Source organism: Hyphomicrobium sp. 1Nfss2.1 (assembly GCF_965243865.1).
In the GTDB taxonomy this organism is placed as follows: Bacteria; Pseudomonadota; Alphaproteobacteria; order Rhizobiales; family Hyphomicrobiaceae; genus Hyphomicrobium_A.
On sequence record NZ_OZ251603.1, the window covers coordinates 20063 to 43978 of the forward strand.

Sequence of the window (23916 nt, forward strand, 5' to 3'; positions counted from 1 at the left end):
GACCTTGAGGTTTCTTGAACAGTGCGGCCAGCGGCCACTTGCTAAACGAAGTGCGCATGTTCGCTGGATTGTTGGAGGAGGCGCTGCCTTGCGCGCTCAGCGGAACTGATGGTGTTGACGAGCAGCATGGTCACTGTCATGGGGCCGACACCGCCTGGAACCGGCGTGATGTACGAGGCCCGGCTTCGCACGCTCTCGAAATCGCAATCACCAACCAGGCGACCGTCAGCAAGCCGGTTGATCCCTACGTCGATGACGACGGCACCACGCTTGATCATCTCTCCGGTGATCAGGTTGGGGCATCCCGCAGCAACAACGAGGATGTCGGCCATTTCGGTATACTCCCGCAGCTTGCGGGTCTTGGCGTGGCAAACCGAGACGGTGGCCTCCTGCCGCATAAGCATCAGCGCCATCGGCTTGCCGACTATGTTGCTCGCCCCGACGACGACAGCATTCCGCCCGGCGACCTCGATGCCTTCGTGCTCCAACAACCGCATCACGCCGTAAGGAGTGCAGGGTGGAAACACCGTGTTGCCGATCACTAGGCCGCCCACGTTGTAGAGATGGAAGCCGTCGACATCCTTCTCGGAGTTGATAGCGCCGAGGATCTTCTCGAGGTTGAAGTGCTTGGGCAGCGGCAGCTGCACTAGGATGCCATTCACGCTGTCATCCCGCCCGAGCGCGTCAATGCAGGCGATGACCTCCGCCTCGGTGACAGTGTCCGGGTACAGAATTCTCTGCGATCGGATGCCGACCTCATCGCAAGCGCGCATTTTGTTCCGCACATAGACAGCGGAAGCGGGATCGTCTCCGACCATGATCACCGCGAGGCCGGGAGGCCGGCTCAAAGCTTCCAGGAGGCGCACGCGATGCTTGCAGTTCTCGCGCACGCTAGCCGCGACCGCGCGGCCGTCGATGATCTTCGCGGGCATGTTGGATGTATCTCTCTTCGAGCGAGGCCACATGGGTGTCAGCATGGTCAGTTGATGCACTCCTGCCGAATCAGGCGGATGCGGCTTTCGGTTGCGGTTTAGGAAGTCCGGGATTACAGGCGTTCTCGCCGCAGACGACGGTGATGAACTCCGCGCCCGCAGCGAGAACAACCTCGCGAACTACGAGTGGCTCGGCAGCCCGTAAGCGGCGCTGCTTCGCAGCGGCGCCTGGTGTCATCACCATTGAGATCGGCAGATGGCCGTATCCGGCCGCCTGCAGCGCTTTGAACTGAGCTACGACGGCTTCATCGGCGCTAATATCAGTCGCGCCGTAGAACTCGGTCGCTATCGTGCGGGCTTTGTACCAGAGTGGCAGGCCATCACTGTAAAGGCGACGCAACCCGTCGGATGAGGCATCGCAACAATCCATCAGGTGTCGGGCAAGAGCGTCGACACCGGCGCGGCCCTGTTCCCAGTGCGTAAATGAAATCGCTGGCGTGCAGTCGATACTGGCCGCTGCGGTTATGGCGTCGACCTCTTCCTGCGTATCGGTAGGAGACGTTGCGATGGCAACGATAGCACCGACGCCGAACTTGCGAATATTCGCAATATGCTGCTTGAGCGCTGCGCACCCGTTGGCGACGGCCGAAACATTTTCTGCGGTAACATCTTCTTCGCCGATGCCGGACTGCAGCTTGAGCGCGCGCGGGCTTGTAATGATGACCACCGCAGCGGGGGTCAGCCCGCCCGTACGGCACTTGATATCGAAGAACTTCACGACGTCGACATCGGCGCCGCAACCGGCATCTGTGATAACGTAGTCGGCGAGTTTGAGGGCCGTTTTGGTCGCAATCAACGAGGTGCAACCATGCCCGGATGTGCCGCAAGGGCCTCCGTGAATGAAGGCTGGGTTATTCTCCGGCGTCTGGACGAGATTGGGAAGAAGCGCTTCTGCGAGCAGCGCGGCCAACGTCTCCTGCGCTCGAAGATCTCGCGCATAGAGTGGTGCTTCAGCGCTGTTATAAGCGACAACGATGTTACCAAGCCGGCGCAAAAGATCCTTGTGGTCCAGCGACAGACAAAGAATGGCCATTACCTCGGAAGAGGCCGTGAGGCCGAAGCCATCCTCTCGAGGAAATCCGTTCTCGACGCCGCCTAGCGAGTTGACAATGGAACGCAAGGCGCGATCGTCGAGATCGAGAACTCGGCGCCAGACAATGCGCCGTGCATCGATATCGAGTTCATTTCCCCAATGGATATGATTATCGATCAGCGCAGCAAGATAGTTATGGGCTGCAGTGACCGCGTGAAGGTCTCCTGTGAAATGCCAATCAATTACGGAAAGCGCAGGTCGATCGCAGGCTTCGGCCAGGCATTCGGCGAGGGATGCCTCACGCAGGCAACTCATCGAGCGTGCGCCGATCCGGTTGAGCGCATCAGAAATGGCGATCGCAGCCGCGGCGCCACTTCCTGATGCCAGCGTGGGCCCGACGGATGTCACGAGAAGCAGCGTGCCATCGGGCTTATTCTCCAGCGCATTGATGAGATCGGCAGTGACCTTGGCTTTGTGCGGCCCAAAGTTGAGCAGGCCGCGCGGAGAGACGCCGATCTTTGTCGCGACTTCGACAATCGGCAGCCGCTTAGGCTGATTGGAGGTCTCTGGATGGGAGCGCACGGGCATCTTCGTCTCAACGCCAATCGGGTTGTTCACAAGCTATCGATGAGGGAACGTGACCACCGCCGCGGCTATGGCTGGCGCGCCACCCAATCGAGCGTTTTCTCCCAACCGCCGAAGGGGAAGAAGTGGATGCTGGTGTCGGTCAGCTGGTGTGAACCGACACCAAGCTCGAGCGCCTTCAGCACGTCGCCGGGATCCTGCTCGCGCATCGCCTTGAGGATCGATCCGCTCTGTCGCGTAAGTGCCGATACAGAAGCCCCGACGCCGCACAACATGGCAAAGCGGATAAGTTTTGTGAGCGACGTAACACCAGCGAGGCCGAGCCGGATTGGGCAGTCGATGCCACTGGCGCGCAGGTCGCTGGCCCACCGCGCCATGAGCGCACCATCGAACGCGAACTGCGTCACGATATGTGGCGCAAGATTAATTGCGCGAGCGAGCGCGACCTTCTCCGCCAGCGCTACCTTCAGTGTCTCGGCAGGGATATTGGGGTGGCCTTCGGGATGTCCGCCAAGGAAGACGCGCCTCAAACCGGATTGCCCCACGAAAGGCTGCTTCAGAAGGTCCGCAGCACACGTCATCGCCGACGCCTCGGGCCCCGGATTGCCGCCGATCATGAGGACAGTATTGACACCGCGGTTACACAGATCGGTGAGGTGATCGCGATACTCATCGACGCTGCCGAAATTGCGCGCAGCAAGATGCGGCACGGGCTCGTAACCCTTTGCCTTGATAGCACTCGCGGCATCGCGCTGGACGGCCAGCGGCTTGCCGGCAATGTGCGTGAGAAACACGTACGATCCGCGCGCAAGCTGGCTGGCAGACGGATTGAAGCTCGCAACGTGCTCCGGCAGTAGCTCGATCGAAATGTCATTCAAGAGCCGCATCGGTGGTTTGGCGGCACTACGCCCGAAGACGGCATCAGCGAGCGTGGTCGTTTCATCAGTCACGTTACGAAGTCCCTTTGCAGTTCAGGTTGTCTGACACGCTTGCCGCCCAGCCACGTCGAGTGGCAGAGGGGAGCGCCGAGCCAATAGATGAGTTCTTCGGGATGCTCCGCGTCCCAGATAGCGAGGTCGGCGGAGGCGCCGGGGATGAGTTCGCCGACAGTTCCCGTAAGCCCGAGCGCTCGCGCGGCGCATACGGTGATGCCTCGCATTGCCTCGAGAGGAGACAGCCCGAAGCTGACGCAGGCGCAGTGTGCAGCCGCGAGGATGCTGGTGGTCGGTGCAAGACCGGGATTACAGCCTGTCGCGATAGCGATGGAGACGCCGCATTCGCGCAGTCTTTCGATGGGAGGTTTCTGCTTGCTGCCGTCCTCGATGAAAGCAATAGGCAGCAGGATCGCCGTCGTGTTCGCTGATGAGAGCGCCGCTACAGAAACGTCATCAGTGAAATTGAGGTGTGCCGCCGCGCGCGCGTAGAATGCAGGTGCGAGTGCGGCACCGGCACTGTCGCTCAGATGATCGGCGAGGATACGCGTAGGGATCTTGCGCCTATATGCCGTCTCCAGGATGGTGCTGGCGTCGTCGAGCGAGAATCCGATGCTTTCCTCGCAATAGACTTCGACGGCATCGCACAAGCCTTCGTCCGCTGCCTGCGGGATGAGATGGGTGCAGACTGTGTCGATGTAGGATTCAGGGTCGACGCCGGGCAGGTAGATGTGTCCCGCCAGAAGCGTCGTCTCGACCCGGGCGAGCCCGTGGCTCTGCAACTCGCGTCCAACCCGAAGCATCTTGAGCTCGGTATCGACATCGAGCCCGTAGCCAGATTTCACTTCAATGGTCGTGACGCCACCAGAGACCGACCAGCGCAACCGCCGCAATGCAGATTGAAGCAAGTCGGCGTGCGTGGCGCCGCGAGTCGAAACCACCGTTGAATTGATGCCGTGCCCCTTCCACACCAGATCGGTGTAGTTCTCGCCCTGTGCCCGCAGCGCAAACTCAATGCGCCGGTCTCCGCCAAAGATGAGATGCGTGTGGCAATCGATGAGGCCAGGCGTAATCAGACGATTCCCAGCCGACCATGCTGGCAGATGGCGGGCGCGGTCAGGGATATCGTCCTTGCGGCCGACCCAAATGATCCGCCCTTGATCGATGACCAGAGCGCCATTTCGTACATAACCATAGCCAAAGTCGTCCTCCTCGCATTCGCGCATGGTTGCGAGGACCGCGTCGACAATGACGAGAGGGTCTTCGAAAAGAGGTCTCTCATTCATGTTCTTAAATCCCCGATTGGCGGGCATACACATTCGCGCACTCCGGCGCCCGCCCATCTCTTAGATGTCGTCGAAGTCGATCAGAATGCGTTTGCTGGCTGGCGTTGCGAGGCAGGCGAGCACGAGGCCCTCGTCGATGTCATCCTGGCGCAGGCTCTTCAGCACGGCTTGGCGCACGTTCGCGGTGCCCTGCTTCAGCTTTGAAATACACGATGAGCAAGTCCCCTCTTGGCACGAGTACGGGACAGGGGCATCGCCGCGTATCAAAGCCGCGAGAATGGACTCACCCGGCTCGGGAACGACGCGCGCTTCCTCGCCGCCGACGTTCGCGACGATCTCAACGCACGTCTCGCTCAGTTCGCCCGCATCCTCGGAGCCCGCAATGACAAGTGACGGCTCGTCATCGTTGTCAGTGAGCACAAGGTCGAAGCTTTCCCGCCGAATGGCCGATTGGCTCAGGCCACGCGCGAGAAAATAGCGCTCGGCGGCATCCATGAACGCTTCCGGGCCGCACAGGTACACGACAGCAGGCAGGTCCTCTGTCTCCCAGTGTGCCGAGCGCTCGGCGAGGTAATCCGCATCGATGCGCCCGCGTGCGCCTGACCATGGTCCATCGGCCCGCGATAGAACATGCTCGACGTGACACGACGCATAGTCACGCCCAAGCTCGTCGACTTCGTCTTTGAGAATGATCTCATCGGCGGTCCGGCTTCCATAGTTGAGAACAACGCGATGGCCCCTCCCGTCCGTCAGCAGCTTGCGTGCGATGGGAAGAACCGGTGCGATGCCACTGCCGCACGCAAACACCAGTACCCGGTGCGGCTCGTCCAGCGGCTTGAAGAACACGCCACGGGGTGTCGCGACATCCACTATATCGCCGGGCCGCACCTCGTCGACCAGCCAGGTCGACATGCGCCCACCGGGAATCTTCTTTACGGTGATGCGGAACCCACGCGCGTCGGATGGCGAGGAGCTCAACGAGTACTGACGCGTCACGCTCTCGCCGGCGATCTCACCGCTGACAGCCACGAACTGGCCGGGGCGGTGGTCGAAGGCGGAGCGCAGGTCGACGGGGACGTCGAACCACAAGCTGGCGCAATCGGAAGCTTCTTGGATTTTTTGCGCAACGCGCAGAGGGTAAGAAGACATGGTGCTTTCGTTGCCGTGTTTATTCTTCGTCGACGATGCCCGCAGCCTTCCGGATCTCCTTCCGGAAGGGATTGGGTTTGGTGAGAGTTACGGCGCAGCGGCAGTGACGAGCGTGTCCGCATGCTTTTAACTGCCGCTGCGCCTGGCCCCTGGCCTCGCGGGAGCTTGAGGCCGGGTCTGCCTGGCTTGCGCGCGTGAGGAGGAAGTTCACCGCAAGCACAGGCATCAACTTCTGCGTCCCGCCACACTGGAGACAGATCAGCTCCAGGTTCTGGGCCGCCTCGTAATCGACAAGCACGTCGCGCTGAGAGCCGCAGCTGTCGCAACCGTACGTGTACGTGGGCATGTGCGGACTCCGTCGCCGTGCTTGTCGCAGATTTTCAGGCAGCTGCGCTGACGTGATCCTTGACCAGCGCGACGGCTGCGTTGGCGTCGAGTCCGTATTTGATGCCGATCTTGTCGGCGATGCCCTTGCTTGCCGCCGCACCGCCGCACATGAGCAGGTACTTCGTGCCCTTGCCGGAAGTGTCGAGCATTTCCTTGACCTTCTCGATGTACACCGTGGATGAGTTCGTCATCACAGACATGCCGATAGCAACAGCGCCTTCCTTCTCAGCAGTCTCGATGAACTGCTCGGGCTTCACGTTCTTGCCGAGGTCGATGACCTTGAAGCCGTTGGCCTTGAGCATCAGGCAGACGAGATTCTTGCCGATGTCTTGGGTGTTGCCGCGAACGAGACCAACTACGACTGTGCCTGTTGGACCGCCGTCGGCCCCTGACGCCTCCAGCAGCGGCGTCAGGATCGGCATCGCCTTGTCCATTGTCTTGGCGGCCTTCAGCATATCCGTGACGAAGCGCTCATTGCGCTCGTACATGTCGCCGACGACCTTCATACCCAGCGACAAGCCGTCGAACACGATCTCCTGCGGCGTCATGCCAAGTTCGAGGCCCTTCTTGACCCACTCGATTGCCTTGTCGCCGTCGTACTCCATGATGGCTTCGACAAGCTTGGCGTTGACCTCTTCCTTCGGGGTCTGCGGCCTGTGCGTCTTGGCGGTGGCGATGTCGGTGTCACCCATCGCCGACGAGGTGCGCTTGCCTGGATGCTTGGGATGGCCGGCGAGGTAGACGTTGGAGAGATCGCCCAGGGCATGAATGTCCATGGGATACTTGATAGACGCGCAGGTATCGATCATCGCGCGCATGTTTTCGTCGGGGATAGTCCAATCAATATCGCAGCCCGGCATGACGATGAGTCCGCCATTGTAGCCCACCTCAGCGGCTAGCTTCTTCACCTCGTTGGCGACGTCAGTGGTCGAGCCGTGCATGAGCGTCGAGAACGGCGAAAGAGTGCCCATGAGAGATATTTGCCCACCGATGGCGCGCTTGGCGTGATCCATGCCGGGATACATATCGCCATTGAAGTTGGCGCAGCCGTTCGTTGCGATGTCACGCCAGATCGGCTGAGTGAAGGTGCACGTGTGGGTGAAGCCGATGCCACCGATCTCTTTGATGTAGGCAAATAGGCGCTTCTGGTACGGCAGTCCGAACTCGCGGTAGGTGTCGGGCGGCAGGATATCCGATGAATTGAAGGGATCGAGAATGTTGCAGACGTCGATGCCGGCTTCGAACATCATGCGGCATACGTTCTTCACGATATCGAGGGCGAGTTCTGTCACTTCTTTCGCGTACTCGGGGTCCTCGGCGATGTAGCTCAGGAATTCGCTCGAGCCGGTCATCAGCTGTGCGGTCGTGATTGGGCCGCCGACAGGCGTTGGGATAGCGTGAGTGCTCTTGAATCCGAGCGCGATCATTGTGCGCGCTTCCTTTTGGATCTCAAGGACTCGAGCCGATGGCTTGAACCCCTCACGCAGGTATTTTTCCTTGTAGCGGTAGAATGCCTCTTTGGTCGGGGTTGGGTGCTTGACGAGTGAAGGCTGGGCGTATGGCAAATAGTCGAGCTCACACCCGTCGACGCATTCGACCGGTGTAAAAAGGTCAGTTCCTGGGATGATGGCGTCGCCACCAAACTTCTTGAGTGCCTTGGCCTTCGCATGCGCCGAAGCCTCGCCGTCGCGCAGCGCCTGGTCCACAGTCAGGCCGCCTTCACGGATACCGCGCGTCATAAGCAACGGAACGACTGGAACTTGGTCGGGCAGCGTCTGCATGGTTACGGCGGCGAAAATACGCTCGCGGCCGGTCATCTTGGGAACTTGAGCCATCTATTTCCTCCTGCGTTTTTTCTTTGGTGCTTTTGGCGGTGACTATTAAAGCGGGTGACTGGACTTGCCGGACGTGCGACCGGCGGATGAGCTGAACCGGTGTGCGTCTGCGTTGCGCTTGACGCTGATGATCTTTGGCGGCGCGCCAAGCAGGCGCACTGGCTCGGCGCAGACGGCGCGCTCTGCGGCGTTTGCAATGATGGATCGCACCGGTCCGAGTCGACTGATTGTAGCAACGTCGTCTGGCGGTAACTCGCGGAGGTACCGAGCGCCAAGCTGCGCGTCCTCGACATCGACTTCCGTATAAATATTGTCCATAGGTGCGCCGATGACCGGCATGCTATCGACGATCTCCGCCGTCAGCAGAGCGACGGATGCCAAGTTCCCGGCGCGCACCGAGCGCCCGAGAGCGACAAGATCGGAACAGCCATGGAAGATGAGGCCTTTCGGCACCTCGCGGCGAATCTCCGAACAGACCATACCGCGAGCGGCGCCATCGAAGTTCAGCAGCTCGATGCCAAGATCGCAGATGTCGGGCAGGATGGGGCGAATGGCACCACAAGAATGGAAGCAGACGGCAGCAGGGGTTAGCCGGCGCAGTCGCGAAATAAGCGTGCGCATGCGTGGTCGAACGAAATTGCGAAAGTCGATTTCGGAAACGAACATGCTCTGCTGGAAGCCGAGATCGTCGCCATAGACGATGACGTCGGGCGCATAGGGCAAACCGGAGAGCATCTGCTCGTAGGCCTCGACGATCGTCTCGAGAGACCAGTCGAGCAGCGCAGAAATACTGCGCCAATTGCTGGTCATGTCATCGAGACAGACCCAGGAGTTGCGCAGAGCGAAGCTGAGGTCGAGCAGGCCTGGGCATGGTGCATCGGCCACCACGAGTTGCCCTTGATGAGAGGCGTCCGGTACCTGCACGATATCCGGCCACATTGGACGCGGGTGCTTGACGATCTCACCGAGGCTGGCGTGCTCGAGTGGATGGCGAACTGGCGTTGCCGAGCCATCGACGCGCAGCCATTCGACACCGAACGCATCTGTGAAGGTGTCGGAGTACGGATCGATGGTCTCAAACAAAAATCCAGCGCGCGCGCAGTCCGAGCCCAAGGCCGCGCAATCGCTTGCGGCAAGAGGCAGCGTCTCCATGACCGGATGCGCGAGCAGCGGCCCGACCTTTAGATCGGGTCTCGCAACGGCACGCACCGCAGTCAGCGACGATGTGCCGACGTCCAACAGGATCGGCTCATCGCCTCCGGCGGGACCTCCGAATAGGGAGCGCAGCCGATCTCCAGGCATCAGGCCTGCTCCGCCAGCTTGAACATCTTCAACAAGGCATGGCCATCAGGCAGCTGATGCCCATCGAGCTCCTGCGCCGCAAAGCCGTAGAACACTTCTGCAGAGCCGGCGACGTGCGCCGCCATGGCCGCTTTTTCGATGATGCCGTAGTGAAGGAAGTCGCCGCCGGCCGCGCGGCAGGTCACGAGGGCAGTCGCTAGCGAGAGGTTCACCCAGTCTTTGCCGAGTTCGCGCAGGCCGGTCCATTGCGGGAAGCAGTTCGAGAAGGCGCAGCCGGCGGGATAGCCGAAACGTTGGCGCACGGCGGTAATCCCGCGCATGGAGATGCCGACGGAGGGCGGGTCCATGGCGCCGAGATCAACCAGAGGCGTCGCGACGCCGATCTCATCGAGCATCGGCCTGAAGACGCGCTCGATCATCTCACAGCTGCCGTCCGGCGTCGGGTTGCCGACGTCGTTGGCAAGGATCATGACGCAAGCGGGTTTGTGCCGGCCGAGTGCCTCGAGTATCTGCGGCTCTGTATCCTCGTTGAGAGATGCGAAGATCACTCGATTGAGCAAACCGAGCCGATCGGCACACTCCAGACCCGCAATGTGGACATCGGCCTCAGATGCATTGATCATGAACGGCAGCGTGGTGCGCGCCGCGGTGAATTCAATGAACTTCTCCATCGCCTCGGGAGACGCCGCGATCACGTCGAATGCCATCTGCACGCCGTAGCGCTCAGAGAGCCCGTTCACGCGATCGATCAGCTTGCCGGCCTTCTCTGCATCGAAGTCGCCAGCAAAGGCATCCTTCACCAGCGAGTGCTTGTCATAGAAAATGCTTCCGACGAGCAGGCCCGTGTGCGAGCCCAGCGGGCCACCAATGGTCGCCTTGCCGATCTTGATCTCGTGGTTCTTGGTGAAAAACGGCTTCGACACTCTTGCTCTCCCTGTATGGCAGCGGATTCACGCGTTCCCGCGGACGGGAACAAAGGGATGGTGAACGGCGGCCGAGCAGGGTCGAGCGCGTAGCGAGCCACGCTTCGGTTGCCCTGGAGCCCGATGGGCGACCGAGACCTGCCAATCCGCAGGGTCAGCCATGTCGTTTCGTCCCTTGTCGTCTTGTTCGTTGGTACACACCTGTATCGCCAATGCGGGTACGCGTCAATCAAAAAGATACAGATCTGTATCACACCATGCCGCGTCGTTGCATCTGCTTGAAATCACGTAATTTCGCACGTAATTGAAATTGCGCATCTCCCGCGTCGAGTCGATCGTGAGGGGCGCGCGCAGGATCAGGAGCCAATGAACCAAGTCGAGAAAGAACGTTCTGTCGCGCGAGAGCGAATTCTGGATGCTGCATACGAGTTGTTTTCACGCGAGGGTGTGAATGCAGTCGGTGTGGACACCGTGGTCGCGCGGTCCGGCTCCGGCAAGATGACGCTGTACCGCCACTTCAAGTCGAAGGAGGCGTTGGTCCGTGCATTCCTGGAGCGGCGCGAAGACCTCTGGACGAAGCAGTGGTTCGAGGCGGCGCTCACGGACGGTGACAAGAGCGCTGAGGAGCGCCTGCTTACCGTCTTCGACGCCTTCGACTCATGGTTCCGGAAGCCCGATTTCGAAGGCTGTTCGTTTATCAACTCGCTGCTGGAGGGGCGCGAGACTGAATCGATCCGGAGCGCCGCCGCGCAGCACCTCGCCAATATCAGAAACATCCTAGAGAGATTTGCCCGTGAAGCGGGGCTTATCGACGTAGAGCGCTTCGCGCGCGCCTGGCACGTATTGATGAAAGGCGCAATTGTCGCCCGACATGAGGGCCAGCTCGATGCGGCCCTCGAAGCGAAATCGACGGCACGTCTCATACTCGGTAGTTGGCCGAGGTCACGCGCAGCCGCCGCCGGCAGCTAGTTCAAGGTGCGCGCCCTATGGCGGAAGTCTGTCGACGCGATTCCTGAATTTGAGCCGCGCGCGTGGCCGCCGCTTCACGCGCAGCCTGCAGCTCGCCAGGAGCAAGCCGGCTGATCGCTGCATCAAAGAACGCGGTGTAGGTCGCTAGCCGCGGCAGGCCCAATGCCTCTCCCAGAAGATAGCGACGCACCACGAGCCGCTGATGGCCGTAGGCGATGCTATGCCGAAGCAAGCCTTCCAGGGCATCGAAGCTGCCGGTAAGCCGCAGCTCCGACTTCGCCCGCTGAGCGTCCTTCTTGGAAAGGCGCCAAAGGTGCATGAAGCCGGGCTTTTTCAGGCTCCGCGATCGATTTGCCCTCGCGACCGCCGGAGCACTTTTCCCACATTGTTTGCCGTCTGTTGCACACAAGATACAGCTATCCGCCTTGAATCGATACAGAACTGTACCGTCTCATGAGCCAGACAGATCGTGGGATGTCAACGGGAGAGCTTTCAAGGAGAGACGTCGTGACCAAGAATAATAGTCGGCAAGTGTCCAAAGTTGCCGCTTTGATATTTGCAATTGCCGGAGTCTTCGCGTCTCAGGCAGTCGCGCCGGCGGCACGCGCCGGAGACGATAACGGCAACACGCTCGTGAAGGTGCTCGGCACATTCGTCATGCCGCAAAGCGACCTCAAGAATGGTGGTGGCGGTGTGCTTCACGTTTCGCAGGCAGAGATTCCCACCCTGTCGATCGCCTATTTCCTCACCGACAGCCTCGCTGTCGAAACGATCTGCTGCTTCACGGAGCACACGATCACCAATCGCGTGCCAGGCCTGCTCGGACTTGGCGCAGGCGCGGCCATCGCCGATACGTGGATATTTCCGCCGACGCTAAGTCTCCAGTATCATCATCGCATGGGCGCCTTCAAACCATACGTGGGAGTTGGCGTGAGCTATTTCTCCTTCTTCGGCGAGACGGGCTACACGCCTGCCGGTGCTGTCGACTTGAAGAGCGACTGGGGACTGGCGCTTGGCGGCGGGCTCGATGTAGCGCTTGGCGGCGGCTGGCAACTCTCCATCGACGCCAAAAAGATCCTCGATCTGGAGTCGAAGATTTACGTCAATGATACCTACATCGACACCGCCGAGCTCGATCCCTGGCTGATAAGTGTCGGTGTCGGCTATCGCTTCAACGTCGGCGATCTTTTCGGCCGCTGAAATATCTGCACCCACTCTCCCGTCAAAGGCCCCGCTCGCAGTGTCGAGCGGGGCAACCGCTCATCGCGTCCATGAACCCTCAATTCCTGACATCAAGATGGCGCGACAATCTCCGCGACGGCATCGCCGGTTGCGCCGGTCTCGCAATCATGCAGAGCCTCGCCAATCTCGCCGACCTGCCGATCGCGGGTGTGCCATTTGCCTGCTCGATCATTCTTATCGTCGCAGCTCCGCAAAGTGACACCGCCCAGCCTCGCAATGTCGTCGGCGGGCACGTGCTGTCGGCGTTGAGCGGTAGCACGATGGCTCTGCTGATGGCGCCGCATTGGTGGACGCTGCCGATCGCCATCGGTCTAGCGATCTTCGCGATGCAAGTGACGAGAACATTGCATCCGCCCGCTGGCCTGACGGCGGTGATTGCAGCAACGCAGTCTGTCAGCTGGCACTTTGTACTGACGCCGATCCTTTCCGGCGCCGTCGTGCTCGTGCTGTTGAGCTGCGCCTATCTTCGTTGGGTGCGCCGCGTGTCGTGGCCGGAAGCTTGGTTCTAGCGCTCTCCCGCGGTGCACAGCGGAGGCATTTCCGGCAGCGAGATGGCGTGATACAAGTCAGTATTGCCAATCATCTAGGGAGGTATGCAAATGCAGTCAACGTTTTCGGCGTCATCGCCGGGCATCGCATCCAGCATCGGGGCCGTGGCCAACAGCGCCTCGCCGGCGCCCGGTCCACGGCGCCCCATGCAGGGTACGGTGCACGGCTTCGATTCACGAACTGGCATGGGGAAGATCAAAGGAAGTGATGGAGCCACGTACTCATTCTTCGCCGCGGGCGTGAACGGTGGAGCGGCGCTGCCGGTAGGTGTCCAAGTATCATTCGTCGAAAGTGATGGTGTGGCCTCTAGCATAATGCCATCCCCAACGGGCGCAGTCGCGGCAGGCGGCAGCATCGGCGCACTGGGAAACTCCGCCGCGGCCCCGGTGGGCACAGCACAGCCGATGCGCGGTTGCGTGGAGAATTTCGACCAGCGAACCGGCGTGGGCAAGATCAGGGCGGTAGACGGCACGACCTACCGCTTCTTTGAGGCCGGCGTCGTCGCCAACCAGAAGCTTGCACAAGGGCGCGAGGTCGAATTCGTCGGCAGTGACGGCATGGCGACGAAGGTGATGCCGACGCGGCGCGGACTTTGGAGGTTTCTGCGCTTGCGCTGAGCGTGGTCAAGGCAGCGCTTCGAGCGGCACGATAATGGGTGCCCCTTCCACCTGCACCACTGTCGCTCGAATGCCAAATCCTTCGGCAAGGCGGCCTGGCGTCAGAACCTCATCAGGCATGCCTGCGGCTAGCATGGTTCCACGCTGAAGCAGCAGCGCGCGGTGACAGAAGCGTGCAGCGAGCGACAAATCGTGTAGGGCAACGATGATGCCTCGTCCCGTTGCTGATATCTCCGCGAGCCGTTCGAACAAAGTCAGCTCATGAGCCGGATCGAGTCCCGCGGAAGGCTCGTCGGCGATCATGTATGTTGCTTCCTGCGCGATCGCACGGGCGAGCAGCACGCGCGCGCGCTCACCGCCCGACAATTCGAACGCAGGCCGGTCGGCAAGATCCAGCACGCCTGTCGCGAGCATGGCGCGCTCGACCGCTTCGGCATCCTGTCGCGTTGGTCCTGTGAGGAGGTGCCGGTGTGGCAAGCGACCGAGCGCAACGAGCTGGCGCACGCTCAGCGGCCAATGCACGGTCCGCTCCTGCGGCAAGTAAGCGATCTGGCAGCTGAGTGTACTTCGCTCCATGCTGGCGAGCGGCTGTCCATCGAGAGTGACCCGCCCCCGGATCGGTATTGCAAGACCTGCGAGGGTCTTTAGTAACGAGGATTTGCCAGCACCATTGGCGCCGACCAGGGCCACGATCTCACCTGGCCGCAACTGCACCGAGACACCCCGCAGGACGGGCCGCGCACCATAGTTGAGCACGATGTCCTTGGCTTCGAGAAGCTGCGTCATCACTCGAAATCATCCCTGGATTTCAGCACGAGCCAAAGAAAGAACGGTGCACCAATAAGTGCCGTCGCAACGCCGAGCCGAATGTCTTGCAAAGGTGCGAGCAGCCGCAAAGCAATGTCGGCGAAAAGTACCAGAGCCGCGCCGCCCAACAGGCTGGCGAGCAGCAGTCGCCGCGGCTCGTAGCCCACCAGCGGACGCAGCAGATGCGGGACGACAAGACCGACGAAGCCGATAGTGCCAGCGACGGCCGTTCCTGCTCCCACCGCAAGCACGGTTCCCGCGATGACGCGTAGCCGCAGTCCGCCGAGACTGACACCAAGGTTCTGCGCTGCCTCATCGCCGAGTGTCAACGCATCGAGCGCCGCACCGGTCTGCAGCAAAACTGCACAGCCAATCACGATCAGCGGGGCGGCGAGCCAAACATGGAGCATGCTGCGGTCATTCAATGAGCCGAGCAGCCAGAACAGCATCTCGACCGAAGCGAACGGGTTCGACGACAGCGTCAACGCAAGCGTAGTCAGCGCGGCCGCGATGCTCGATATCGCAACGCCCGCGAGGATCAGTGTCGAAGGACCGCGGCGCCCTCGTGACAGCAGCAGCACGGCTAGAGCTGCAATCGCGGCACCCGAGAGCCCGCCGATGGGCAGCGCTAACGTAAAGGCACCTGCGGCGCCCGTGTGTATGGCGACGACAGCACCGAGTGATGCCCCGCCGGAGATTCCCAGCAAACTGGGCTCTGCCAGTGGATTGCGGAGGTAACCCTGTAGCACTGCACCCGAAAGCCCGAGTGCTGCTCCGATCAGGGCGCCTAGTAGAGCGCGCGGCAATCGTATCTCGGTGAGCACGAGATGAGCTGCATAGGGATTGTCGGGCAGGCCAAACCCATCTGGGCCAACCATGATCGAAGCGAGGAAGGCGACCGTCGCCGCGGCGGCGAGCAGCGCAACAGTCGATGATGAAGCCGGAGCGAGCGTCCCGACAGCGTTTTCCGCAGTTGCATTGGTCAAGGCGCATTCCTCGCAATAATCGCTTGCCTGATGCGTGCGAGCTTCTCGATCGCATCGGCAATTTTCGGAGTCGGGCACAACCAGTACGGCATGGGGAGGGCCAGCCGGTGCTTGCGCGCGGCCACAGCGGTGAATGCAGGATGGCGCAGGTTATCTCCAACGACTGAGCGGAATTCGGCAGGCTGATTGGCCAGCACGATTAGATCCGGCGGGTCGGAGACGAGCTTCTCCAGCGGCAGCCGTCCACCTGGGCCGAGTTCGCCACCCCGCGCCACGTTGCGGAAGCCGGCAGCGCCGAGCATCGAGTTGACCAACGTGCCGTCTCCGGACGCTATGCTACTTACCTCGTAAGCGATCGCCGAAGGGCGGTCACTCCCGATCGGCCGTACGGCGGCGATCCTCGCATCGAAATCGGCAATCAGCCGCTCGCCGCGCGCCTGCTCGTCGACTGCCGCGGCCATCAAGCGAATGCTGTCGCGCATACCCTCGATATCGGCGGCCAGCGGAACCCTCAGCACGCGGATGCCAAGGCGCTGCAACAGCTCCACCGTTGCCATCATCGAGTATTCTTGCGCGATAACCAGATCGGGCGCGAGCCGCAATACCTCCTCGGCGCTACCGAAGATGACAGGCAATCCCTTCGCCTCCGCCACCTTTGAGGAAAGCGTGGGATCGGTGGCGAGATAGCTCAGCGCCGCAATGCGGTCGCGTGGCACGAGGTCGAGCAGAAGCTGATCCGAGCACACGCTCAGCGAAACGATGCGCTGAGCCTTTCCGTTCTCCTCCGCGCGTCCCTGCGCCGCGAGGGTCATGAGCAAAACGGCGCAAACGCCTCTGCACACCCCGCGTGAAAGCAATTGTCTCATCTGCCTTCCGACCAGGCGATAGAAGCATCCTCGACATAACTGAAGCGCATGCCGGCAAACACGGTCGCTCCAGCGGTCGCGTAGCCGTGAGCCTGCTGATAATCGTCATCGAAGAGGTTCTCGACCCGGGCGAAAATCCCTGCGCCAGGACGTAGCCTGTACGATGCAGCGACGGTCGCCAGCCAGTAACCGTTGAGGGCAACCCGTTCCTGAGTGAAGGCAGGAAGACGGAAGGCGAGATCCTCCTGCCGGCCATTGTAGACAGCAGCAAAGTTGATATTGGCCTTGTCGCCGGCAAAAACATAATTCGCGTCGATGCGGCCCGAGTGCGGAGCACGTCGCGGCGCCTCTTCCCCGAGTTCGTTCTTTGCGTCGAGATACGTGTAGGCCGCTCCGAGTGTCAGGCTTTCCGAAAGCTTGGCGCGCAACGCGACCTCGATGCCCTCCCGCGTGCTCGTGCCATCGGCATTCTGTAGGGAGTAGGGGAAGCCGAGGGTCACGATCTCGTTCTTGAGGTCGGCGTTGAAGTACGTCACGTCGAGCATGGCGAGGCCCCTGGCGATCGTGTATTCGACACCAGCATCCCAGCTGAAGGACTCCTCCGGCTTGAGATTTGGATTGGGCGTGAAGAAGCCCGGTATGCTCCCATAGAGTTCGAACATGCTGGGAAACTTCACCGCCGTGCCCGCGCTCGCATGCGGCCGCAGACCCAAGTTGCGGAGTGGCACCGATATGGCCGAACGCCATGTCGTGAAATCGTCGAACGACTGACTATCATCATGGCGTACGTTGGCGGTTAGGAAGACCGTATTGCCAAAGCCACCACGGTATTCGATGGCCATGGCCTGCCGCGTTTGCGATCGCTCGACGCCATCTGCGAAATCGCCAGCCGGTGTAAACCTTTCGCTTTCGTGCTCCGCAAGGCCCGTCACGCTGTGCTCGGCGAAGATTGAGGGCGTGGCAAACTTCAGGGTGGTGAGATAGCCGTACTTGATGTCCTCGCTCTCATTTCGGGTGTGAAAAGGAGCGGCGGGAAAGCTCATGTCTAAATCGGTCGTTGTCGCCGCATTGCGCGTCGCGCGGACCTCGTGAGTCAGGTGACCGCCGAGCGTATCCCACCGGACGTTGACGCCCGCGAGCCACGTATCCGAGCCCAGCGTCGAGGGGTCGTCGATGGAAGTGGCGAGTTCTCCTGTCGTGCCCCCGAAGCCATCTCGGTCTGCGCTGCGGCGCATGTTGCGAAATGCAAAGTTGACGGAGAGCCCATCGGAAACGTTCATTCCACCCCGAAACGAGAAGGTGGAGAGTTGCCAGCTATCCGGCTCGCCGCCTTCCGGCGATACATTGAAACCCTCCGATTGCTGCCGATGATAGTTGAGGGCGAAGTGTCCTTTGCCGTTGCCCGCAGAGGCGCTACCCGAGACGTCGCTCGTGCCCAGGCTGCCGCCCTCCGTGCGGCCCGTGAAAGTTAGCGGGCCTCGACCACTCCGAGTGACGATATTGATGACGCCGCCGACAGCGCTGGAGCCATAGATCCCGCTCATCGCTCCCCGAATGACTTCTATGCGCTCGACGTCTGCCGCGTCGAGATTGCCAAAGTCAAATTCGCCGTCCGTGGGATTGTTGGCTTCGATGCCGTCGATAAGGACAAGCGTATGGTTCGCCTCGGCGCCACGCAGGCGCACTTGAGTGAGGCCACCGGGGCCGTTTGGGCTGCTCACTGCGACGCCGGGCATGCCCCGCAAGGCATCGGCAACATAACGAATCTGCCGTTCGTCAAGGTCCTTGCGCGTAACAACCGACACGGCAGCCCCAATCTGCTCGATGGGGACGCCATCCGTCGATTGTGAGGTATCGGTGGAGGATGCCTTCGCCGCGGCGCCGTCGTTGCCTGTCTTGGGCGCCGCCGCATTCGACGATTTCGGCTTTGCAGGCTTCTTGTCGGGCCGGGAACTGTCAAGCGTCGCGCCTTCGACGACCACCGGCGGAAGCTCCTGCACTGTTTGGGCGAATGCCGACGCCGAGAGCGTCGACAGACACGCCGAGATGAAAACAACTGCAAAGGCATCAGAATGTTTCGGGTATGCGCCCGAACGCACGCGAAAACGCATATACATGTAACCCCCCGTTACGCAGCACTGACACGGGGAGCCGGTCGAGATACGCCTTCTGGCATCTGCGACTTACGGGCAGACGACATATTACAGTCGCGACAGAATAAACACTGCCGCAAGCGCTCAATTGGGTGACGCGGGAAGCGACACCGCAGCTAGGCACATCTGACGTGGCCCCCAAAGGTTTCACATCAGTCGCCGCTACGGGTTTTCCGTTCCACCGCGCGCCCCGCACGGAGGATGGGCGACATTGCTGGCAGGTCTCCTGGCTCGCGGCTCAGACGCTCCCCCTGAACCTTCCCAACAATCGCACTGCGATCGCCAGTGGCATTTCTCAGGTAGAGCTCGCCGCATACAGTTGCGGGGGCAGCCACGGCACGTCCGGCGGACCTCCCGTGTTCCCATCACGACGGCTATTGTCGAGCCGCGTGGACCAGCACCGCCAACGTAGTACAGGTCTGTATCAAGTCAAGCTGCATTCACGTTTGTGCTGGTGATTTTGCGCATGGCGGCGTGCCGCCCACGGGCAGCACCCTGAGGAGACCCGCGTGGCTTGGCATTGATGCAATCAGCCATGACGAAACGTGCGCGGAACATCGAAACGCGCGAGCTGCGGCACCTCCCACTACTGCGAGCACATGCGTTACCAAGCGCTCGGCCGACCGCCAGTGTGCGCATAGCGCCTGTCCGAGTATGCATAGGGCGGATCCTGTAGCAGTTCTCGTGCGCTGCAAGGCGGCTGGAACATCGCGTGCACACTTCGGGGAGTCAGCTGGCAACGGTGGCAGCGCGCCATCGAGGTGACATAAATGCCAGCGGATGGCGGTCGCGAATAGGAAGGCGCCCAGAACGACAGTTGCTCAATTTAGTCATGGGAAGCGACCGATCCGCTCGCTAACTCGAATCTTGATCCAGCGGTCGCGTTTGTATGGATCGATGGTGATGTGAATGCTGACTGGCAAGGCAGTCCAAAGGCGACGGCCAGCGGCCTTATCCATTCTTACAAGACCGATTGCTCTTAAAACGGCGAGGACCATCTCAATCTCGGACAGCGGCCTGCCGCTCTCGGTGACGAGAGTCGATATCTGAACCGGCCCTAGCCGACGCAGAAGCCGCAGAAGCTGGCGGTTCGGAGGATCAAGAAACCTGAAAAGCGCAGCTAGGGAATTGAAGCTAGCGTCACCCGCCACCGGCGAAAGTAAATGGTCGGCGCGAGCCACATCCGTCATCTCGCGGCGGAGCTCACCGGCATTCAGGATGACAAGTCCGGGGGCGCTGCTAGACCGCGTCCGGTTGGTTGATTTGCGGCGCTGAGAGGTCATGCATCATCCGAGGACTGGCGTGCCTCTAAAGGACAAATCAGCGCTGGATGGAAATCTACATCTTCATTAAACCGCACGTAGCCACGCGGATTGCTGACCACTCGGCGTTCGCCAAGTCGGTAATCGCGGGTAGCGTGCGTATGACCGTGAGCCCAGAGGCGTGTCCGCTCGACAACGTGGTCGAGGTTCGAAGCGAACGCTGCTGAGAGAAGATCCGCCTGATACTGAGCGGCGATGCTCCGGAGGCTCGGTGCCGTGTGGGTGACGACGACGCAATCTCCACTGTGTGCTGCAAGCTGCGTGTCGAGCCATTTGGCGCTTTGCTCGTACTCCGCCAGGGCGTCGGACGCCTCCCAGAGCCGATCTTGGCGTCTGATCGTGCGGTGATCGTTCATTGTACGCTCGGCCCGCATGATTGCGGCGTCTACGCTGCGCTCGCCGAAGAGCCGATAGTCGGTCCATAGCGTAGCTCCGAGGAAGGCTATGCCATCGATGGCGACGGCGTCGCGATCGAGGACGTGAATATTGGGAAATTGCTCGGCTGCTGCACGGCCGGCAGCGCGCTCGGCATCGAAATCGAAGCCGTAGTACTCGTGGTTGCCTGGTACGTAGATGACGGGTTTGCCGTCGAGGCCATGCTCGGCGATCCAGCGCACGCCGCGTCCGAGACCCTGGCAGATGTCACCGGCGATGATGACGACGTCGTGCGCTGGCCGCGGCTCTGGAATCTTCCACGGCGTGCGGGCATTGACGTCGATATGCAGGTCCGAGAAAATCCACGCGCGCATATTTTCAGCTCGCATCACGGTTGGCTTCTGGTATCTGCAACTCGAACTTACCGGAGAGACGCCGCGGGACCTCCCGCAGGCCAATAACTCCGACAGAGCAGGCGCCTGCCACGCGCCTTATGGTGCTTCCGATGTACGTTCGTCGGCCGGGCTTCCTCGTCGAAGAGATCTCGACAGAGTGATCGGCGCAACGCGCAACATGCGGGCAATTTCCCATGGCGACATCCGTCCAAGTTCCAGTGTGCGCTTTGCCCATTCCAACTCTGCGTCGGTGATTTTCTGCTCGCGCCCGAGGTGCTGGCCGCGGGCCTTGGCGGCAGCCATTCCGGCGCGGGTGCGCTCGCTGATCAGGCTGCGCTCGAACTCCGCAATCGCACCCATGATGTGAAACAGCAATCGGCCACTTGCGGTCGTCGTGTCGATGGCTTCCGACAGCGAACGAAATCCAATCTCCTCGGCCTCGAGACGCGTGATCACCTGGATGAGATGAGCCAGGCTGCGTCCCAATCGGTCGAGCTTCCAGACGACCAACACGTCTTCGGGTGCGAGAGCGCGCAAAGCGCCATTGAGTTCTCGCCGCTCGGTAGCTGCACCACTGATGCCCTCATCGCAGAATATCCGTTCGCAACCGGCAGCTCTGAGAGCGTCGAGCTGCATTCCCAAGTTCTGTTCGTCCGTCGAGACGCGTGCGTAGCCGATCAACATGCCTTCGTGTTCGCAAGCCGCTCTCGTTCGCGGAAAACCGCGCACGGCTCACATTATCAAATGGGGTCCCTTTTGACGGTGCCTTCGGCACGACTGCGCACGAGGTGCAAAACCGTCAGAATGCTGAGTTTACCATTTTCGACGAGGTGCTGCCAACCCCCATGACAGAAGGGACCCCTTCTGACCGCTGGGCAGAGACAAACGAGTGATGGTCATGGACGGGGAGGCTAGCGGCCCTACGACGACGACTCGCGAAGCGCTGCATAGCGCTATCTGGAAATCGTCTATGGAGGAGACCGCGACCTGTTTGGGAATTACTCTTCATCGCCTCACGCGGATCTGCGAGCGGTATGCCATTCCGTACCCGGCCACGCCTACGGCCAGGAGCCCAGTTCAAGAGCTGCCACCACCACCTCAGCGTATGTCCGGGTCCATTACGATATCGTCGGCTAAATCTCGTCTGGTGGCTCGCACGACGCCCCCGTGGTCTGTTACGAAGCGAGCCGATGGGATAGGGCGAACTCAGGTAGCTCTTGATAAGAGGTACCACCCCGAGATGGGGCGCTGGCTTGCCCAGTTTTGGCGCCGCCGCTTCGACAAGCGATACGCCGAGAAGATCCCAATTCCGGACGGACTGGAGCGAGAAACACGCTTCGTGGATCGACTGTTTCGCGCGGCGGAAACAAAAGGCCTCATTCCGCAGATCCCCCAGGAACACTCATTCCATCGGATGGATTTCTTGTGCGATGGCGTCCAGGTTCATTGCAGGCTGCGCACGCCGTCCAAATTGGTGACTGTTCGAAAGCACAGCACAGAAATTAAAGAGTACAAGTCTACGGGACAAATGATTTTCAGGATTGTCAATGTCAAGCATTCAGATATCGGGACGAACCCGGAGTGGGATGAAGGGAAGATCGGCCCTCTCCGAACCAACGTGAAAGCGATCGCAGACGCGCTGGTGCTCGCTGGTCGAGTGGTCGTTCGCCGTGAGCTCGAACGTCAGGAACGAGAAAAGCACAGCGAACGGAGGGAGGCCGACAGGAGGCTGCAGGAACAGAACGCGATGATCGCAGCGCGTTGCAAAAGAGCGTTGATGTCCGCTGCGGACAACTATCAGATGGCCATCTCGCTCCGTGCATTAATTGCCGAACTGGAAAAGAAAGCGATCGATGGCAGCGACGTGGTGGGAAATCGATCGATCCCACAATGGCTCGCATGGGCCAGGCAGCAGACTGACAGCATCGATCCACTGAGCAAGGAACTCGTCTCCTTTTTCGAGGAGATCAACCGTGACGGCGAGGGCGACGAGCCCGACTAGGCCGACTAGGCCGACTAGGGTGGCGTGTCGGCAGAGGCCTCAGTCTCCAGGAGGCGTAGTTCCAATCCGGAACTTCAGGCCAACCTTTGAACTCGGCGGCAAAAAAACGGTGATAAATCAATAAGTTATGTTTATGGCCTGACGTTCTACCACTGAACTACGCATTTTTGCTCATTTACCGACACCTTTGCTCTGGCCGCCCCATTTGGCCCCACCTTCGTCTACGGCAACCAGAACGAGAGGGGCCGCCCGGGTTCCGTGAGAGGCTGCCTGTCCAGCTTTGTCGGCTAGAGCACTTCTTGAACTGGGGGGTGGTGCCTGGACGGTCATCAACCCTGTCAAGGGAGCATGATCGCGGTCGTGTCGCATGCGAGCCGGGTTGAACACCCTCTTGCAAATGACGACGAGGGCGAATTGCCCGGCTCTGGAAATAGATTGCCGTGTTTCTGTCGAAGTCATTTCCGGTTTCTCATATCGCATCTGTCTGGCATTGGGGAGGCGCCAGTTTATAGTGTGAGACTTGGGGTTGTCGATTTCGCGCCAAAGCCACTGCGTGGAACGCAGATCGATGCAAGATCACCAGCGCCATTTTGGCCATGGCGCTGGCTTTTTTGGATCGAAGGACCTTTGGTGGCGGTCACAGGTATTCGGATGTGGATCTGAACGAGTCCCCAATCCAGGAATTGAGGTCTTCCACCGCGTAAAGTACTCGAGCGCGAATCCCGGGGCCGGCCTTGCGGTACCGTGGACCGGTAGCCTGAACGCGATGACGTTCCAGCGTGCGCGGCGAAAGCCGAACAAGGCGAGCGGCTTCTTTAGTCGTCAGCAGTGCAGAAGTCGTGTGGGTCATATCGTTGGTCTCCGGTTGCCCGATAAAGAGAAACTGGTGCCAAGTTAGTGGGATGAAAGGGAGCCGTTGGCGGCTGTCTGTAGAAAAATTCGGTTACAGTCGTGCTTGTTTGATCGCGGATCCAGTGCATGGACTGCCGCACGGCGATGTGTGTCTGCCGCTCACGCCCGATTCCTCGATGGCGAGTGGACATTCGGTTGAGGCGACTAGCCTTCAGGCTAACCCGCCAGGTGGAAGAAGCAGCCGGTCCATTCCGTTAGCCGACCTGGGGCCGCTGACGGGTTTTGGCGGGTGCTGCTCCGGCGTGAAGGCGGCTTCGCCGAGTTTGCGGTCACCGACCCGGCTGGAACTTCTTAGCT

General features: G+C 60.7%; 23 protein-coding genes and 1 riboswitch. Of the genes, 5 read left to right on the plus strand and 18 right to left on the minus strand.

Features of this window, described 5'->3' with window-relative positions; translation table 11 throughout:
• Positions 1 to 41: 41 nt before the first annotated feature.
• From folD to ACP15D_RS00125, 9 genes are all read right to left on the minus strand, one after another.
• Positions 42 to 932 carry a bifunctional methylenetetrahydrofolate dehydrogenase/methenyltetrahydrofolate cyclohydrolase FolD gene (gene folD / locus ACP15D_RS00085; RefSeq protein WP_424955544.1) on the minus strand — a complete coding sequence of 297 codons (891 nt, stop codon included), beginning with the start codon at positions 930 to 932 and terminating at the stop codon, positions 42 to 44.
• 70 nt (positions 933 to 1002) lie between these two features.
• Positions 1003 to 2613, minus strand: coding sequence for a formate--tetrahydrofolate ligase (locus tag ACP15D_RS00090; RefSeq protein WP_424955545.1), 1611 nt, complete (start codon positions 2611 to 2613; stop codon positions 1003 to 1005).
• A 65-nt stretch (positions 2614 to 2678) separates the two neighbouring features.
• Entirely contained in the window at positions 2679 to 3560 is an 882-nt protein-coding gene (locus tag ACP15D_RS00095) for a methylenetetrahydrofolate reductase (protein ID WP_424955546.1), read from the minus strand.
• Entirely contained in the window at positions 3557 to 4828 is a 1272-nt protein-coding gene (gene hutI, locus ACP15D_RS00100; RefSeq protein WP_424955547.1) for an imidazolonepropionase, read from the minus strand. The genes ACP15D_RS00095 and hutI overlap by 4 nt, the downstream gene beginning before the upstream one ends.
• Positions 4829 to 4888: 60 nt before the next feature.
• Positions 4889 to 5977, minus strand: a complete 1089-nt coding sequence (locus ACP15D_RS00105) for an FAD-binding oxidoreductase (RefSeq protein ID WP_424955548.1) — start codon at positions 5975 to 5977, stop codon at positions 4889 to 4891.
• Between the two features lie 19 nt (positions 5978 to 5996).
• The gene (locus tag ACP15D_RS00110; RefSeq protein ID WP_424955549.1) at positions 5997 to 6323 is read right to left on the minus strand and encodes a hypothetical protein; all 327 of its coding nucleotides are present in this window, start codon (positions 6321 to 6323) and stop codon (positions 5997 to 5999) included.
• 34 nt (positions 6324 to 6357) lie between these two features.
• Positions 6358 to 8199 carry an MtaA/CmuA family methyltransferase gene (locus ACP15D_RS00115; protein ID WP_424955550.1) on the minus strand — a complete coding sequence of 614 codons (1842 nt, stop codon included), beginning with the start codon at positions 8197 to 8199 and terminating at the stop codon, positions 6358 to 6360.
• A 45-nt stretch (positions 8200 to 8244) separates the two neighbouring features.
• Positions 8245 to 9501 carry a uroporphyrinogen decarboxylase family protein gene (locus ACP15D_RS00120; RefSeq protein ID WP_424955551.1) on the minus strand — a complete coding sequence of 419 codons (1257 nt, stop codon included), beginning with the start codon at positions 9499 to 9501 and terminating at the stop codon, positions 8245 to 8247.
• Positions 9501 to 10424, minus strand: coding sequence for a tetrahydromethanopterin S-methyltransferase subunit H family protein (locus tag ACP15D_RS00125; RefSeq protein WP_424955552.1), 924 nt, complete (start codon positions 10422 to 10424; stop codon positions 9501 to 9503). The genes ACP15D_RS00120 and ACP15D_RS00125 overlap by 1 nt, the downstream gene beginning before the upstream one ends.
• 366 nt (positions 10425 to 10790) lie before the next feature.
• Between ACP15D_RS00125 and ACP15D_RS00130 the strand changes: the two genes are divergently transcribed.
• On the plus strand, positions 10791 to 11393 hold the full coding sequence (locus tag ACP15D_RS00130; protein WP_424955553.1) for a TetR/AcrR family transcriptional regulator: 603 nt from the start codon (positions 10791 to 10793) through the stop codon (positions 11391 to 11393).
• 1 nt (position 11394) lies between these two features.
• Here ACP15D_RS00130 and ACP15D_RS00135 read toward each other — a convergent pair whose 3' ends face one another.
• Entirely contained in the window at positions 11395 to 11712 is a 318-nt protein-coding gene (locus tag ACP15D_RS00135) for a hypothetical protein (protein ID WP_424955554.1), read from the minus strand.
• 188 nt (positions 11713 to 11900) lie between these two features.
• On the opposite strand from ACP15D_RS00135, the gene ACP15D_RS00140 reads away from it, so the two are divergent.
• From ACP15D_RS00140 to ACP15D_RS00150, 3 genes are all read left to right on the plus strand, one after another.
• On the plus strand, positions 11901 to 12593 hold the full coding sequence (locus ACP15D_RS00140) for an OmpW/AlkL family protein (RefSeq protein ID WP_424955555.1): 693 nt from the start codon (positions 11901 to 11903) through the stop codon (positions 12591 to 12593).
• A 71-nt stretch (positions 12594 to 12664) separates the two neighbouring features.
• Positions 12665 to 13144: an HPP family protein gene (locus ACP15D_RS00145; protein ID WP_424955556.1), complete on the plus strand. Its 480-nt coding sequence runs from the start codon at positions 12665 to 12667 to the stop codon at positions 13142 to 13144.
• 90 nt (positions 13145 to 13234) lie between these two features.
• Positions 13235 to 13801 carry a hypothetical protein gene (locus ACP15D_RS00150; protein ID WP_424955557.1) on the plus strand — a complete coding sequence of 189 codons (567 nt, stop codon included), beginning with the start codon at positions 13235 to 13237 and terminating at the stop codon, positions 13799 to 13801.
• Between the two features lie 6 nt (positions 13802 to 13807).
• Here the strand turns inward: ACP15D_RS00150 and ACP15D_RS00155 are convergent, their stop codons facing one another.
• The 7 genes from ACP15D_RS00155 to ACP15D_RS00185 all read right to left on the minus strand — a co-directional run bounded on the left by ACP15D_RS00155 (position 13808) and on the right by ACP15D_RS00185 (position 21389).
• Positions 13808 to 14587 carry an ABC transporter ATP-binding protein gene (locus ACP15D_RS00155; protein ID WP_424955558.1) on the minus strand — a complete coding sequence of 260 codons (780 nt, stop codon included), beginning with the start codon at positions 14585 to 14587 and terminating at the stop codon, positions 13808 to 13810.
• Entirely contained in the window at positions 14587 to 15528 is a 942-nt protein-coding gene (locus ACP15D_RS00160; RefSeq protein WP_424959150.1) for a FecCD family ABC transporter permease, read from the minus strand. The genes ACP15D_RS00155 and ACP15D_RS00160 overlap by 1 nt, the downstream gene beginning before the upstream one ends.
• A 62-nt stretch (positions 15529 to 15590) precedes the next feature.
• Positions 15591 to 16406, minus strand: coding sequence for an ABC transporter substrate-binding protein (locus ACP15D_RS00165; RefSeq protein WP_424955559.1), 816 nt, complete (start codon positions 16404 to 16406; stop codon positions 15591 to 15593).
• Positions 16407 to 16456: 50 nt separating this feature from the next.
• Positions 16457 to 18577: a TonB-dependent receptor plug domain-containing protein gene (locus tag ACP15D_RS00170; protein WP_424955560.1), complete on the minus strand. Its 2121-nt coding sequence runs from the start codon at positions 18575 to 18577 to the stop codon at positions 16457 to 16459.
• A gap of 235 nt (positions 18578 to 18812) precedes the next feature.
• A riboswitch (cobalamin riboswitch) is annotated at positions 18813 to 19027 on the minus strand.
• A 416-nt stretch (positions 19028 to 19443) separates the two neighbouring features.
• Positions 19444 to 19896, minus strand: coding sequence for a hypothetical protein (locus ACP15D_RS00175; RefSeq protein ID WP_424955561.1), 453 nt, complete (start codon positions 19894 to 19896; stop codon positions 19444 to 19446).
• The gene (locus ACP15D_RS00180) at positions 19893 to 20684 is read right to left on the minus strand and encodes a metallophosphoesterase (RefSeq protein WP_424955562.1); all 792 of its coding nucleotides are present in this window, start codon (positions 20682 to 20684) and stop codon (positions 19893 to 19895) included. Before ACP15D_RS00180 ends, ACP15D_RS00175 begins: the two co-directional genes overlap by 4 nt.
• A gap of 117 nt (positions 20685 to 20801) precedes the next feature.
• On the minus strand, positions 20802 to 21389 hold the full coding sequence (locus ACP15D_RS00185) for a recombinase family protein (RefSeq protein ID WP_424955563.1): 588 nt from the start codon (positions 21387 to 21389) through the stop codon (positions 20802 to 20804).
• A 556-nt stretch (positions 21390 to 21945) separates the two neighbouring features.
• Here ACP15D_RS00185 and ACP15D_RS00190 point away from each other — a divergent pair.
• Entirely contained in the window at positions 21946 to 22707 is a 762-nt protein-coding gene (locus ACP15D_RS00190) for a hypothetical protein (RefSeq protein ID WP_424955564.1), read from the plus strand.
• Between the two features lie 637 nt (positions 22708 to 23344).
• Here the strand turns inward: ACP15D_RS00190 and ACP15D_RS00195 are convergent.
• On the minus strand, positions 23345 to 23557 hold the full coding sequence (locus ACP15D_RS00195; RefSeq protein ID WP_424955565.1) for a helix-turn-helix transcriptional regulator: 213 nt from the start codon (positions 23555 to 23557) through the stop codon (positions 23345 to 23347).
• Positions 23558 to 23916 lie beyond the last annotated feature (359 nt).

What these genes read in the sequence shown, in the direction of transcription:
- folD (WP_424955544.1), bottom strand. Translation starts at nt 932, where the DNA reads ATGCCCGCGAAGATCATCGACGGCCGCGCGGTCGCGGCTAGCGTGCGC.
- ACP15D_RS00090 (WP_424955545.1), bottom strand. Translation starts at nt 2,613, where the DNA reads ATGCCCGTGCGCTCCCATCCAGAGACCTCCAATCAGCCTAAGCGGCTG.
- hutI (WP_424955547.1), bottom strand. Translation starts at nt 4,828, where the DNA reads ATGAATGAGAGACCTCTTTTCGAAGACCCTCTCGTCATTGTCGACGCG.
- ACP15D_RS00105 (WP_424955548.1), bottom strand. Translation starts at nt 5,977, where the DNA reads ATGTCTTCTTACCCTCTGCGCGTTGCGCAAAAAATCCAAGAAGCTTCC.
- ACP15D_RS00110 (WP_424955549.1), bottom strand. Translation starts at nt 6,323, where the DNA reads ATGCCCACGTACACGTACGGTTGCGACAGCTGCGGCTCTCAGCGCGAC.
- ACP15D_RS00115 (WP_424955550.1), bottom strand. Translation starts at nt 8,199, where the DNA reads ATGGCTCAAGTTCCCAAGATGACCGGCCGCGAGCGTATTTTCGCCGCC.
- ACP15D_RS00120 (WP_424955551.1), bottom strand. Translation starts at nt 9,501, where the DNA reads ATGCCTGGAGATCGGCTGCGCTCCCTATTCGGAGGTCCCGCCGGAGGC.
- ACP15D_RS00130 (WP_424955553.1), top strand. Translation starts at nt 10,791, where the DNA reads ATGAACCAAGTCGAGAAAGAACGTTCTGTCGCGCGAGAGCGAATTCTG.
- ACP15D_RS00135 (WP_424955554.1), bottom strand. Translation starts at nt 11,712, where the DNA reads ATGCACCTTTGGCGCCTTTCCAAGAAGGACGCTCAGCGGGCGAAGTCG.
- ACP15D_RS00145 (WP_424955556.1), top strand. Translation starts at nt 12,665, where the DNA reads ATGAACCCTCAATTCCTGACATCAAGATGGCGCGACAATCTCCGCGAC.
- ACP15D_RS00150 (WP_424955557.1), top strand. Translation starts at nt 13,235, where the DNA reads ATGCAGTCAACGTTTTCGGCGTCATCGCCGGGCATCGCATCCAGCATC.
- ACP15D_RS00155 (WP_424955558.1), bottom strand. Translation starts at nt 14,587, where the DNA reads ATGACGCAGCTTCTCGAAGCCAAGGACATCGTGCTCAACTATGGTGCG.
- ACP15D_RS00165 (WP_424955559.1), bottom strand. Translation starts at nt 16,406, where the DNA reads ATGACCCTCGCGGCGCAGGGACGCGCGGAGGAGAACGGAAAGGCTCAG.
- ACP15D_RS00170 (WP_424955560.1), bottom strand. Translation starts at nt 18,577, where the DNA reads ATGTATATGCGTTTTCGCGTGCGTTCGGGCGCATACCCGAAACATTCT.
- ACP15D_RS00175 (WP_424955561.1), bottom strand. Translation starts at nt 19,896, where the DNA reads ATGACCTCTCAGCGCCGCAAATCAACCAACCGGACGCGGTCTAGCAGC.
- ACP15D_RS00180 (WP_424955562.1), bottom strand. Translation starts at nt 20,684, where the DNA reads ATGCGCGCGTGGATTTTCTCGGACCTGCATATCGACGTCAATGCCCGC.
- ACP15D_RS00185 (WP_424955563.1), bottom strand. Translation starts at nt 21,389, where the DNA reads ATGTTGATCGGCTACGCACGCGTCTCGACGGACGAACAGAACTTGGGA.
- ACP15D_RS00190 (WP_424955564.1), top strand. Translation starts at nt 21,946, where the DNA reads ATGGGGCGCTGGCTTGCCCAGTTTTGGCGCCGCCGCTTCGACAAGCGA.
- ACP15D_RS00195 (WP_424955565.1), bottom strand. Translation starts at nt 23,557, where the DNA reads ATGACCCACACGACTTCTGCACTGCTGACGACTAAAGAAGCCGCTCGC.